Origin of the sequence: Actomonas aquatica (assembly GCF_019679435.2) — a bacterium.
GTDB lineage: Bacteria > Verrucomicrobiota > Verrucomicrobiia > Opitutales > Opitutaceae > Actomonas > Actomonas aquatica.
In genome coordinates this window covers 1,345,678-1,358,886 of sequence record NZ_CP139781.1, presented here as the reverse complement: position 1 = coordinate 1,358,886, position 13,209 = coordinate 1,345,678, and the positions used below count along the sequence as shown (strand labels likewise).

7 protein-coding genes are annotated in these 13,209 nt (G+C 63.6%); all 7 read right to left on the bottom strand.

Going from position 1 to position 13,209, the window contains the following annotated elements; genetic code table 11:
- Positions 1-20: 20 nt before the first annotated feature.
- Positions 21-1,022, bottom strand: a complete 1,002-nt coding sequence (locus tag K1X11_RS05130; protein WP_221031875.1) for an ABC transporter ATP-binding protein — start codon at positions 1,020-1,022, stop codon at positions 21-23.
- Between the two features lie 86 nt (positions 1,023-1,108).
- Positions 1,109-1,876, bottom strand: a complete 768-nt coding sequence (locus K1X11_RS05125; RefSeq protein ID WP_221031874.1) for a class I SAM-dependent methyltransferase — start codon at positions 1,874-1,876, stop codon at positions 1,109-1,111.
- A 138-nt stretch (positions 1,877-2,014) separates the two neighbouring features.
- Positions 2,015-4,051 carry a M13 family metallopeptidase gene (locus K1X11_RS05120; RefSeq protein ID WP_221031873.1) on the bottom strand — a complete coding sequence of 679 codons (2,037 nt, stop codon included), beginning with the start codon at positions 4,049-4,051 and terminating at the stop codon, positions 2,015-2,017.
- A gap of 118 nt (positions 4,052-4,169) precedes the next feature.
- Entirely contained in the window at positions 4,170-6,650 is a 2,481-nt protein-coding gene (locus K1X11_RS05115; protein ID WP_221031872.1) for an immunoglobulin domain-containing protein, read from the bottom strand.
- Between the two features lie 23 nt (positions 6,651-6,673).
- Positions 6,674-7,033, bottom strand: coding sequence for an acyl carrier protein (locus tag K1X11_RS05110; RefSeq protein ID WP_221031871.1), 360 nt, complete (start codon positions 7,031-7,033; stop codon positions 6,674-6,676).
- A gap of 266 nt (positions 7,034-7,299) precedes the next feature.
- On the bottom strand, positions 7,300-9,624 hold the full coding sequence (locus K1X11_RS05105) for a hypothetical protein (RefSeq protein ID WP_221031870.1): 2,325 nt from the start codon (positions 9,622-9,624) through the stop codon (positions 7,300-7,302).
- Positions 9,625-9,852: 228 nt separating this feature from the next.
- Positions 9,853-13,194, bottom strand: a complete 3,342-nt coding sequence (locus K1X11_RS05100) for a TonB-dependent receptor plug domain-containing protein (RefSeq protein WP_221031869.1) — start codon at positions 13,192-13,194, stop codon at positions 9,853-9,855.
- Between the last annotated feature and the right edge of the window lie 15 nt (positions 13,195-13,209).

Genomic DNA, 13,209 nt, shown 5'->3' with positions numbered 1-13,209 from the left:
GGTGGAGAATAAGGTTTCCCTCAGTGCCGCTCGAAGAGGTCGGCGATGACGTCCTCGAGGGGGACGTCTTCGATGGTGATATCGGCGACTGGACCGTGTTGCAGGATCTCCTGTGACACGGCGGCGACCTTGTTGCTGGCGACCCGGAGGGTGAACTTGCCGGCGTCGTCGCGAGTGGTGGCACCGTGAGCGGATTGCCAGTCGGCGGGGAAGGCGACGCGGCCGGCGCTTTCGGCGCTGTGCAGGTCGGGCTCGAAGGTGATGATCTTCTGGCGCGTGCCGGCGTTGCCGGTTTCGAGGCGGGCGAGGTCGCCATCGTAAATCTTGGTGCCCTTGTGGATGACGATGACGCGGTCGCAGAGTTCTTGGATGTCGGCCATGTAGTGGCTGGTGAGCAGGATGGTGACCTTGTGACGCTTGTTGTAAGCCTTGAGGAATGAGCGCACGGCGCGCTGGGACACCACGTCGAGACCGATGGTGGGCTCATCAAGGAAGAGGACGCGGGGACGGTGGAGCAGGGCGGCGATGAGCTCCATCTTCATGCGCTCGCCGAGGGAGAGCTCTCGCACCATGACGTTGAGCTTGTGGCGGACGGCGAGCAGGTCGACGAGCTCGTCGAGGGTTTCCTGATACTGGTCGGCGGGCAGACCGTAAATGTGGCGCAGCAGGTGGAATGACTCGATGGCGGGGAGGTCCCACCAGAGTTGGTTCTTCTGGCCGAGCACGAGGGCGAAAATGCGCCGGTAGGCGTTCTCGCGTTTGGTGGGATCGAAGCCGGCGACCCGCGCGCTGCCGCTGGTCGGGTAGATGAGGCCGGCCAGCATCTTGAGCGTGGTGGTCTTGCCGGCACCGTTGGGCCCGAGGAAGCCCACAAATTCGCCCTCGGCGATGGAGAAGGAAATGTCCTTGGCGGCGGCGAGTTCCTCGAACTCGCGCTTCACGAGGCCTTTCACGCCACCCCAAAATCCGGGCTGCTTTTTGTAGGTGCGGAAAACGCGGGTGAGTTGGTCGACTTCGATCATGGGCGCTGGAGGAGCCGCTGTGTTAACCACGCCCAGCGCCAAATGAACACGGTTTTTTTCGCGGTCACCGCGCCGCGCCTCGGCCCCTATTTCCAGAGCACGGTGAAGGCGTGGCGGCGGGGCTCGCGCCAGAGTTCGCGCACCAATTGCCAGGAGCGGTCGAATTGGCGGCGCGCGAGGGCGATCTGATCGGTGGCGACGGCGTAGTCGGGGTGGTAGAGCTCGGCCATGAGATCGGCGGGATGCGGCATGATCTGGTGGCGGCTAAATCCGGCGGCGTGGCCGAGGGCGATGATGCGCGCCGGGGGCATGTCGGCCTCGTGCACGCCAAAATTGGCAATGGCCTGTTGGGACTTGGCGGAGTCGTGGTGACCTTCGCCGGGTTCGAAGGCGATCAGTTTGCCGCCGGGCCTCAGGGCCGCTGCGGCGGTGGTGAGGGCGCGCGACGGCTCCTCGGCGTGATGGAGTGCATCGTAGAACAGCACGACATCGTAGGGCTCGTGGTTGATGGCGTCTTCGTAGTCGCCGAGTTGATACACGAGATCGGTCAAACCGGCCTCGTCGCGACGCCGGGTGGCGGCGGCGATGGCTTCGGGGGCGATGTCGATGCCGGTGACGTGGTAACCGCGTTCGGCGAGCATGTGGCTGAGCCAGCCGACCCCGCAGCCGAGGTGGAGGATGCGCAGTGGTGGTGGAGGGAGGAGGTGAAAGAGGGCGGCGAGGTTGGCCAGGTTGAAGGCGCAGTTCTCATCGGAGAACGGTTTGCGGATGGCGTGGGCGATGGCGGCATCGCCGAGCTGCGCGTAGTATTCGCGTTCGCCTTGCTTGGGATCGGTGGAGTGGGAATCGGGCATGCTGAGTCGAGGGACGTAGACCGGTTGGCGGCGGGATCGGTTCTACGGTAACACAGGTGAGCGTGGGCGGACGCAAAAAAGCCCGTCCGCGCGGGGCGAACGGGCTGGAGGGAAATGGACCGCTGGGCCGAGAAGGCCTTACCAGATCTTCGCGCGCTCGGCGGTGGGCAACCACATCGGGTCGCCTTCCTTGATGCCGAAGGCCTCGTAAAACTCGGGCACGTTCACGATCGGGCCGATGGCGCGGATCATGCCGGGCGAGTGCACGTTGGAGGAGACGGTGCGCTTGAGGGCGTCGTCGCGGTATTTGGTGCGCCAAACTTGGGACCAGGCGATGAAGAAGCGTTGCTCCTGGGTGAGGCCGTCGATCATGGGATCCTCTTTGCCGGCAATGGAGCGTTGCAGGGCTTCGAGGGCGATGGAAACGCCGCCGAGGTCGGCGATGTTTTCACCGAGGGTCTGTTCGCCGTTCACGAAGACTTCGGGAAGGACTTCGTAGCTGTTGTATTGGTCGATGAGTTTTTGGGCGCGGCCGGCGAACTCGGTCGCGTCGGCTTCGGTCCACCAATCGGCGAGGTTGCCGTGGGCGTCGTAGTTGCGGCCCTTGTCGTCGAAGCCGTGGGTGATCTCGTGACCGATCACGGCGCAGATGGCGCCGTAATTGACGGCGTCGTCGAGCTCCGGATCGAAGTAGGGCGGCTGCAGGATGCCGGCGAGGAAGACGAGTTGGCCGGCGGACGGCTGGTAGTAGGCGTTGACCTGCTGGGGCGTGCGCAGCCACTCGGATTTGTCGAAGGGCTTCTCCAGCTTCGCGAGCTGGCGTTGGGTTTCGAATTGGGCGGAGGCCAGGATGTTGGCGTAGAGGCTCTCGTCGGTGATGGTGAGGGCGGAGTAGTCGCGCCACTCCGGCGGGTAACCGACGACGACGCGGAAGGTCTTCAGTTTCTCGAGCGCCTTCTCCTTGGTGGGTTCGGTCATCCAATCGAGGTTGACGATGCGCTCGTGCAGCACGTCGCGCATGGTGACGATCATTTCCTCGAGGCGGTCTTTGACGGCGGGCGGGAAGTATTTGGCGACATACACTTCACCGAGGGCAAAGCCGACGTTGCGATCGAGCATGCGGGCGGAGCGCTGCCAGCGCGGTTCCTGGGCGGGCGTGCCACTGAGTTCGGTGGAGAAGAAGCGGAAGTTCTCCTGCTCGAAGCTGCTGGCGAGGTAAGGGGCGGCACTGGTGAGCGCCTGCCAGCGCAGGTAGGTCTTGATGTTCTCCAGCGGCTCGGAAGCGAGCACCTCGCTGAGGCCGGCGAAGAACTCAGGTTGTTTAAAGTCGAGCTCGGTCTCGGACTCCGGCACGCCGAGGGCGCGGATGTAGCGCTCGAGCGGGAAGTCGGGCATGAGCGCGTCGGCCTCGGCGATCGGCATCTTGTGGTAGTTTTCGATCGGGTCGCGCAGCTCAGTGACCGTTTTGGAGAACCCAGCGAGTTTGGTTTCGAGAGCGAGCACGGTCTCGGCGTCGGCGCGGGCCTGATCGGTCGGCGTGCCGGCGAGCTCAAACATCGTGGTCATGTGATCGACGAAGAGCGGCAGATATTTGGCGTATTGCTCGTCGAAGTAGTAGTCCCGGGTGGGGAGGCTCAGGCCGCCCTGGACCATGATGAAGATGACGTCCTCGTTGTTGCGCTGGTCGGCATACATGTAGAGGCCGAAGAGGGGGCTGCCGATGCCGGCGTGGGCGGCGGCCACGTAGTCGGCGAGATCGTCGATGTCGCCGATGGCCTCGATCTGTTCGAAGGTCGGCAGGAGCGGGGTGATGCCGGCGGCGTCGATGGCCGCGGTATCCATGGCGGTGCGATAGAAGTCGGCGACCTTTTGCAGGTTGGAGCCGGCGGGGGCGTCGGACTCGGCGATCTCTTCGAGGAGCAGGTGGATGCGGCGCCAGTTGTTTTCGGCGAGGGCATCAAAGGCGCCCCAGCGGGACTTGTCGGACGGGATCTCGGTGGCGTCGAGCCAGCCGCCGTTGGCGTAGCGGTTGAAGTCGACGGCGGGGTCGACGGATTGATCCATGAACTCGGTGGTGAATTGCATGGGGATGAACTCCACCTCGCTGGCGAGCAGCGGCGCGGACATCAGAGAGAGAGCGAGGGCGCAGGTCCCCCACGGGCGGTTCAGTTGCATGGTGGGCCAAGACAGTCGGAATCGGGCCGATGGCAACGCCGCGGTGATGAACGGCGGCAGGGCTGGCTGAACGGCTGAAGGAGGCGCGGTGCGGGCGCGGGTCGAACCGGTTGGACGGTCAGGGCACGACATAGAGCTCGAGCAGGATCTGGCCGTGTTGGCCGTCAGCGACACTGACTTGAGCGGTGTAGGGGCCGGGTGCCAATTCGAGCAGCACGGCCGCATCAGTCGAATTGACCGCGAGGGCAAAGGCGCCGACGCGCAGGGCGGTGTCTGCGAGCGTATTGGAGGCATCGTCGGACCAGTTGTCGTTGCTGGCGACGAGTGCACCAGTGTGGTCGAAGATCTGCAGCACCGGATCGGTCGCCACGTCTGCCACGTTAAAATCTAGCAACCCGGGGCCGATGGCCCGAATCAAGAGGCGCACGGGGCGACCCAGCTCGGCTGGATCATCAATCACGAAGCCACCGATCACGGTGTCGTCGCCATCGCCGGTGCGCGCCCGGAGCGAGAGATTGGTAAAGGTGGCGTTTTGCGGGGTGGTGTAGAGCGCGTAGATTTCGCCCAGGGTGATGCCACTGTCGCCAGGTTTGGCGAGGACCTGCAGATGATGGACACCAGGAGAGAGAGTCGCGGAGAGTTGACTGTCGGCGGAACCGGGGAGCAGGGGCAGGTAGCCGATTGCGTTGAAAGCGAGGATATCGAATCCGTTCAAAGGCCTCCAGTCATCGTTGGTCCACTGCGTTGGCGCGGAGGAGTCGGTGGAGAGTTGCAGCATCGGGTCGGCGAGCGGATTTGGGACCTCAAACTCGGCCAAGGTCGGTCCGATGCCGCGGGCGACCACCACCTGAGAGGGCTGAGGCAGCAGCTCCAGCGGCAGTTGCGGGGCGACGACGATCCCCATGGACAACACCGGTTGATTCGGTCCCAACGGCAGGCGGGCGGAGAGGTTGCGCAGGACGGGGACACTATTGGATCCGCGGAGATCGAAGGCTTCGCTGTATGCCGTGCCCGCCGCCGAAGTGACTTTCACCACGTAGCGACCGGCGTTGGTGGCGTTATAGGGGCTGAGGGTGATCGACGGTTCCGCCGGAAATTGCAGGTTTGGTTGATCCAGATTAAGCCATTCGTAGGTGAAGGGACCGTTGCCGATCGCAAAGGCGTCCAAGGTAAGCACATGGCCGCCAAGAACAGAATCCCGCGAGTTGATGAAGGGCCTCGGCGCATGGCCTGACGCGTTGCCGGTGAGGTCCAGACGGGCAACCAGCCGGGTGGCGAGATCATCGGCTATGTCGAATTGTCCGGAGACAAACAGCCTGTCGCCCGAGAGGAGAAAGCTGCGTCCGTGGGAAGGCGCGGCATCAGTCGGGAGTTGGACGGAAAAACCCATGTCCTGATTGAGCTCGGTATCCAGTCGAAGGATACCCTGTCCAACGACGAAGGCGTAGAGATAGCCGTCGGGCAGGGGCTGCCAGCTGAGCGTGCTCCAGCGCCCCAGATCAGATTCCGAAATGAGAGTGAGGTCGGGGCCGTAGCGACGTAGGGTGGAGTTGGCGACTTCCACCCAATCGCCGTTCGTCAGACGGGTGGGCGGTTGGCCCTCCAGGGTATGAATCGTGGATGATCCGGCGACGGGAACCGCATCGGCCTCCAATACGCGGGCGACCGGTCTGGCGTCGTTGTCGTAACCTTGGATCAACAGTCGCCCGGAGCCATCGCGAAACGGGGTGAGCTGGGTGAAACTGGCCCAATCCACGGTCTCGGGAAGGAGGGTGGCGCGCACGGCGCCGTCGGAGGCCAAACATAGGAGATGGGCGCCAGCAAGGTGGAGTAGATCCCCGTTTTCCGCGAGGTTCCACTGATGGACTTCCAGGGGGATCTCGCCTTGGTAGTCGATGACCGTCGATTGGCCCTGGCGGTCGATGCGAGTTAAGCGCGAGTTGGCAACGCGCAGGTGTGAGCCGTCGGGGAGGAGGGTCGCCACTTCGTCCACCTGACTCTCGCCGTAGGACCACGCATACACGGTTTCACTGTAGTCACCGCCCGGGCTGAGCCAGCCCCAGGAGCCGGAGAAGAAGTTACTGAAGAAGCGCAGGTATCCGATCTCCCCGGCATTGTTTTCGACCAGCAAGCTGTAGGGCAGCATGTCGCCCGGGGGCACCGAGCGATTGACGAAGGTCGGATCGACCAAACTGGAGGAGGGCGCAGTGACGACGTTGAGCGGGACCGGGGCGGTATCAACGGAGACACCGTCGCGGGTGATGCGCGCCCAATACACGCCGGTGTCGGCGGGAGTGACGTTTTTCAGGCGCAGTTCCCGAGTGGTGACATCGGGGGCCACGGGATCGCTGTCGCGGAACCACTGCAGATGGTCCCCGGGCAGCGTCGTGGCGCGCAGGATCACGTTGGCACCGGGGCGGGGGAAGTGGGGTTGGCCGGGCAGGTGAGCCTCGAAGGGCTCGGTGAAGATCTCGACGTTGGTATCAAATAGAGATCGATCGACCGGCAATTCGGTAATCGGGTCCGCATTGACCCCCAACGGAGCCAAGGTGCAGACGGCGAGAAAGGTCAACCGTCGCAGGGGTAACGGGCAGGGCATGGTGAAAAAGACGCGGGAAGGCGTCAGCTGTTACGAGCTTTGTGCACGATAAACATCTTGATCTGGCCGAGGGTGCAGAGGTGACGGAGCTCCTCGGCGCTGACGTTGATCGAGAAAACCTCTTCGGCGAGGAGCACGATTTCCATCATGGTGAGGGAATCGAGGCCGAGGTCTTCGCTGAGGCGCAGGGTGTCATCGGCGCTGCGCAGGACGGGACGCAGGTCGGGTTCGACGAAGCGTTCGATGACGCCGGTGATGATGACCGGCAACAAGGCGGCGTCTCCGGATTGCCGATACGCCACGGCCGCGTCGATGGTCTGGGGGCGGCAGCGTTTGAGCGCGCTGCGCAGGTCGGCTTCGGAAGTCAGGGTGGCGGAAGGCATGTTACAGAGTCTCGACAGGCGGGAAGGGGAGACTCGCCATCGCGGGGGGCAATTTTTTCGAAAGGGCGAGAGTTAGGGGCTGTCTTCAACTTACGTGGGTCCAGCGTGAGCGGCAAACGTGGCTCACCCTTCGGGCCGCGACGGAGCAGGAGGCGGCCGGCGTTGTCGCGCAGGCGCAGTGCCTTCGGGCACAGCTCCCTGCGCGCCGCCTTGGCTGCCTCCTGCTGCATTCACGGCGATGGACTCACGTAATTTGAAGACAGCCCCTAGGGCAGGAGGTAGAGTTCAAGGAGAGCCGTGCCCGGTTGACCGTCGGCAGGAGAAACCACTGCGGTGTAGACCCCGGAAGGCAGTTCGATGATGAGGGCGGCGTCGGCGGAGTCTTCGGTGAGCGGGAAGGCTCCTATCGATGACATGACAGCTTTAAGTTCCGCCGGATCGGTGGCGTCCGACCAGCTCACATTCTCGGCGATGAGGCGGTTTTCATGGTCGAAGATCTGCAGGCGTGGGTTGGGGAGGTGGGAGGTGATCCCGTAGTCCTGCAGACCGGGGCCGATGGCGCGGATGAGAAGTCGCGCTGGGCGAGGCGCGGTGAGTTGGTCGAGCGGAGGTGCGAGGGCAAAACCGGCAATGAGGGCGTGGTCGCCGGTTTCGGTAAATGCGCGCACCGAGAGATTGTGCAGTTCCTGGCCATCGCCTGCGAGGTAGGCTTCGAGGAGACCTGCTTTGGCCGTGCTCTCGTCGAGCGGCCAAAGCTGCAGCGTGTGCAGGCCGGCCGGAATGGTGGTCACGATGGCGGCATCGTTGCTGCCGGTCGACAGAGGAAAGGCTCCGGTTTGGGCGAATGCGGAATTCAGCTCAGCCGCCCAATTGTCGTTATAGGCCAAGACGGAGCCGTTGGCAGAGCGTAGCGTAATCTGCGGGTCGGCCACCGTTGCGCTGTCGAGGTAAGGCGCCAATCCCGGGCCAATGCCGCGGAAGAGCAGCGCCGGCACGCCGGGCGTGGTTGGAGAGTCGCGAGAGATGAATCCCAGCGTGGCGGGGTCGCCGGTAGGTGGAATCTGAATACGCGCCGATAGATTGGTCAGGATGGGCGACGGCGCGGTGGCAGGGATGGTGACGATACGGCTGTAGGTGCTGCCTACCGCATTGGTTGCGCGAAGCTGAAAACGGCCTCTGGTGCCAGCAGTCAGGGTGAGAGCTGTGCTAGCGGGATCGGCCGGCGTGGGGCCATCAAGCGCGAGCCACTCGATGGTGGTGTCGGCGGCGGGCTGATCGCTGGTCGAAAGGGTGGCCGTGCGGAGTTGATACGTTTCGTCGTCGAACGTGACGGATGCTTCAATCGCGGCTGACGGAGGCAAAGGGGGCGAGATGTAGCTGCTGTCGAGCACGGCGGCGTGTGATGTCGGGACTCCGCCGAACGAGACGAAGTCACCCACGGTCACGATCCGATCCTCACGGTCGATGTAGAAGTCGAAGGAGGTGCTGGCACCGATATCATCAAAAGGAGCGGGTGGAGAGGAGGTGCCGGGAAACTGAATGCGTCGGAGAAGGCACCGAATATTCCCATCACTGTTGACCCCCACTCGATCGAATAAGGTGCCGTCGCGGGTGACACGCAGGGGGTGTCTGTCGTAGCGGGAAAGGATACCTGCGGCGGAATCCCAGGTGCCATCGGCGTTTAACCTTTGCACGTTTTGTGGCCCAGCGGCGTCTCGATTCTCGATTCCGATCACGAACCTGCCGTCGGGCAGAGCGGTATGCAGTCGAATGATATCGGCACTGTAGAAGGTGTGGAAACCGGGGTAAGCCGAGCCGTCGGCACGATAGCGTTCGATGCGAAACCTCCGGTTGCCATTGTTGCCAGGGTCGAGGATGACTGCGACGAAACTGTCGTTGTCGATTGGAAGTAGATGATACAGGACCCCTGCGCGAGAGTTAGTGCGGGCATAGGTAGGATCAACGCTTCCGTCGGCACGAAGGCGATGGATGACGTGGCGGTAGTTGCCGGTGACGTCATGCAGGTTTTGGCCGATAAAGAGAGCGCCCGAAGGGAGGCGCGCGGTTGCGGCCACATGCGTGTCATACCGCAGCGTAGGGGCGGAAGCTTGGCCGACGTTGTCGAAAACTACCGTCTGATTTGAGATTTCGAAACTGCCGGAAGCCCAAGAGGTGCCGACCAAGTAGCGGTCGCCGCTCAGCGGCTCGAGGAAGGAGACGCTGCGTTGCTCGAGAGCGATGTCGAAGTCCGCGCGTAGAGTGCCGTTTTGATGCGCGAGGATGTGGTTCCCATCCGGCCGGCTCACGAAGACGTAGAGGGTGCCGTCGGCGTCGTAGTGAAGGAACCGGTAGTTTGAGCCATCGAGTGGAAGGTCGAAGGTCTGCTTCACGAGCGCGGGCCGTGCGGGGGCCACGTTCAGAACGATGATGTTGCTGCGGGTCGAAGCGGTCCGCGCCTCGTAGTTGCCGGAGTGCAACAGAGTCAACGGATCGAGCGCAAGTTCGGTTGTGACAGCCCCCGGAATGGGCTGGTCGTTGTGAAACCATTGCAGGTCTTCAGTCGCGAGTTCGGTGGCGGAGGGCCAAGCCACCGTGAAGGCGATTGCGGTGCCGACTTCACGGTTGAGAGGAGCGCGCGGAGCGGTCGATGTGCCCGATTCCAGAATCCCGAGTGTCGCCGACACAGGACTCGCGAACAGGAGAGCCGCCAAGCCGAGCAGGGAAACGGCCGAACTCGACCGACGGGAGGGAGGTGTCGCGCGTGATCGCATGTTGGCGATCAAGACAATCCGCGGCCACGAGCCCGCTAGTTCGCGCAACTAAAACTCGGCGGTGAGGGAGACGGAGAAGGTGCGGCCGCGCCAGTCGCCGTAGGGTTGCACGCCGGAGCTGGACGGACCGTTGGCGTAATAGGGATAATCCTTCTTGAAGACGTTGTTCACGCGCAGCTGGCCTTTCAGCCCGAGCTTGGATTCCTCGGGGAGAAACCAATGGCCGAGGTCGCCCTGCACGTAGATATCGGTCTGCCAATAGGGATCAAGGGTGCGGGCCCCCTGAGCTGGCCATTCCAAGCGCGGGAGACGGCGGGAGTGGAAGTATTGTCCGTCGAAGCCGGCGGCGAACCAACGGTTGGACCATCCGCCGCCAAAGGTGGCGCGATACTCCAACAAGCCGGTGGCCCCACTGGGATCGCGAATCTCGTCGATGAGCGGCTCTTCCGGGAAGATTTCCTGGTCGTATTTGTCGAACCACAGCAGCCGGGCGCGCAGGTCGAGGGTGCCGCCAAACACATCGCGGCGAGCATAGTCGATGGCGGCGACGTAGTTTTGGGAGTGACGACTGGCGAGGTTGTAGGCGCCGGTGCGGAACTCAGTGATGCGGCCAACGGCGTAGGGATCTCCGGCCGCGGGCGCTTCCCGCACGACGAGTTCCGGGAAATAGGCCTCGAGGTTGAGCAGCTCAGACGGTCCCAGTCCGCGGATTTCGTTGGTTTTCTGGGTGTCGAAAAAGTCGAGCGAGAGGCGCAGGCGGTGGCGTTCCCCCCGTTCGTAAATGATGCCGAAGGTTTGAGTGACGGCGTTTTCGCTCTGCAGGCCGGGGTTGAGCACGGAGACCTCTTCGGCCTCATACGCTTCGTTGCCGCGACGGGGGTCGGTGATGCCGACGTAGCGCACGCCGGTGCCGGTGGTGACGCCGTTGCCGGTGTTGCGGCTCATGTAGGGCGTCGGGAAACGGTTGGAGGTGGTGAAGCTACCGCGCAGGGTGAGCCCGTTGGTGAAGCCGATCTTCATCGCCACGGTGGGCGCGATGTTCGTTTCGGCGGCGGTGTCGGCGATGATGAAGCGGGTGGCGAAGTCGCCTTCGATCGTCTCGATCCAGGTGGGCAGGCGCTGACGCGGGTAGAGCGGAGCCTGCAACTCCATGAAGGCGCTCACGCGTTCGAGGGTGCGTCCACGCCAGCGATCAGGGAGCCGTTGCAAGGAACCGTCACCGTAGCGGCGCACCGCGTCATAACCTTTGAGGGTAGTGATGCGGTAGTCGGCGCCCAGATTGACGACCGAACGGCCGGTGGGCAGCGGCAGGTTCTCGTGCGTGAGGCGGAACGCACCGTCGAAGGTTTCGTAGTCGCCGAGAGTGACAAACTGATCGCGGCCTCCGGTGTAGATGAGCACCTCGTCGTAGAAGGCTTGCGGCGGTCCATCGAGTTGGGTGTCGCGCAGGGGATTGTAATCGCCGCGATCGACAAGGGCCTGCCAACGCGCGCGGTCGACGTCAGCGAGGCCGCGGTATTTGGTCGCGCTGTGGGAGTATTGGGTGTCGATGACGGCTTTCCAATCCCACGGCAGGGTGATGAGGGCGCTGCCGACGAGAGAGTAAAAATCGATGTTGGCCTCGCTGTAGTTTTGTCCGAGAGCGGTTGGCGTTTCGTAGAGGGAGACGCGCGCGTCGGTGCCGAAGGGATTGAGCGGGTTGTTGCGGCGCAGCAGCAAATCGGCGCGGAAGACATCGTAGCCGCGATTGATGGTGGTCGACGAATACGCGGCATCGAGGCCGAGTTCCAGCCAGGGCGAAACGGTGTAGACGGCGGAGGCGAAGTAGAGCTCACGCTTCTGTTCGCGACCGTAGGGGTAATCGATGCCGTAGAGGGCGTTGGCGAGGGTGCCGGGCGAATCGTAGAGGTCGAAATTGCGTTGGCCTTCCCGGCCCGCAAAAGCAGCAAGACCCCCGGAGCCATCGGCGCCGGGGGCCACGGAGGTCACCCTTGCGGGGGAGTCTGGAAACAAGCTGCCGGAGCCGACCGCGCGGACGTTGGGGGTGGCGCGATAAAGCGCATCGTTGGGGGCAATTTCAGCGGGGGCATTGTTCCGCTGATAGTGCAGCTCGGCTTCGGTGGCGGGAACGGTGGAGACGAAGTTGGCGTTGAGGCGCAGGGCGAGTTTTCCGTCGAGCAACGACTGCGTGTGCATGAGCGAAACCGAGCTGTAGGCGGCGTCGAAGCCCTCGGTGGCATTGGTATAGGTGGCGGTGATCTCACTGTGTTCGGTGCCGAGTCCGTCGGGGCGCAGGAGGATGTTGATCACGCCGCCGATGGCATTGCCGCTGTAGAGCGCGGAGGCTGAGGCCGGCAGCACCTGGACCTGCTGCACCAGAGAGAGCGGGATGAAGTTGACGTCGGGCGGTTGGTAGCCGGGACGACTGCCGTCGGAAGGATCGGTGGTGGTGAGGATCTCGGGCAGGCGGCGGCCGTTGACGAGCACGACGGTTTCCTCGGCGCTGAATCCGCGGAGATTGAGGTTGGAGCTGCCGCTGGCGATGAGACTCCCGCTGCTGTTTTGATCCGGTGGCAGCGCGGTGGCATCTGTATCCAAAATTTCGCGACGCAGGAAATCGTTGAGGTTCACCACTCCGCTGCGGGTGATGCGATCGCGGTCGTAGATGATGAACGGGAGCGCGTCGTTGAGGTGCCGGTTGAGGTCGAGGTTGTCGCCCGCGCGGCGTGGTCCCCAGATGGTGGGGCCGGGATCGAGCGGGCCGCGGCGATTGAGGCGGCCTTCGACGACCACGGGGGCGAGTTCGGTGGCGGTGTTGGCCGGGCGCAGGACCGCAGGTGCCAGATAGGTGAAGGGCTCGGCGGTCACTTGCGCAGCATTGATGTGCAAGGGGTGGTAGCCGGCGCGGTTGGCCACGATCTGATAGGAGCCGCGCGGCAAATTCGGGAAGTGGTATTCGCCGTGGCGGTTGGTGACGGTCTGACGATGCAGGGCGGGAATGGCGACCAGGGTTCCGGCGGGAGGCGCGCCGTTGCCGGTGGTGATGCGGCCGACGAGTGCGCCCAGTGGTTCCTTTGCGCTGGTGATGAGGTAGGCGCCATCCTGCAGGCGGGGGACGTAACCGGTATCGCGGAGGAGGCGCACCAGCGCATCACTGGGCTCAAACTCGCCGTGGACGGCGGTGGACTGAACTTTGTGCAGCTCGGCCGGGGCGTAGAGCAGGGTCACGGAGGTGACGCGCGTGAAGGTGGCGAGGGCGCGGTCGGCTGGTTGTGCCGGAATGTCGAAAAGCTGCGGAGCCGCCAGGACCGACGAAACCGCGGAGAGGCTTAGGCAGAAGGCAAGGCACAGGTGAACTGTCGCCCGGAAAGGGACGGCGAATAATCGCATACGAAGACGAAGGAG

Coding starts and splice junctions, on each gene's coding strand:
- K1X11_RS05130 (WP_221031875.1), bottom strand. CDS start 1,022: ATGATCGAAGTCGACCAACTCACCCGCGTTTTCCGCACCTACAAAAAG.
- K1X11_RS05125 (WP_221031874.1), bottom strand. CDS start 1,876: ATGCCCGATTCCCACTCCACCGATCCCAAGCAAGGCGAACGCGAATAC.
- K1X11_RS05120 (WP_221031873.1), bottom strand. CDS start 4,051: ATGCAACTGAACCGCCCGTGGGGGACCTGCGCCCTCGCTCTCTCTCTG.
- K1X11_RS05115 (WP_221031872.1), bottom strand. CDS start 6,650: ATGCCCTGCCCGTTACCCCTGCGACGGTTGACCTTTCTCGCCGTCTGC.
- K1X11_RS05110 (WP_221031871.1), bottom strand. CDS start 7,033: ATGCCTTCCGCCACCCTGACTTCCGAAGCCGACCTGCGCAGCGCGCTC.
- K1X11_RS05100 (WP_221031869.1), bottom strand. CDS start 13,194: ATGCGATTATTCGCCGTCCCTTTCCGGGCGACAGTTCACCTGTGCCTT.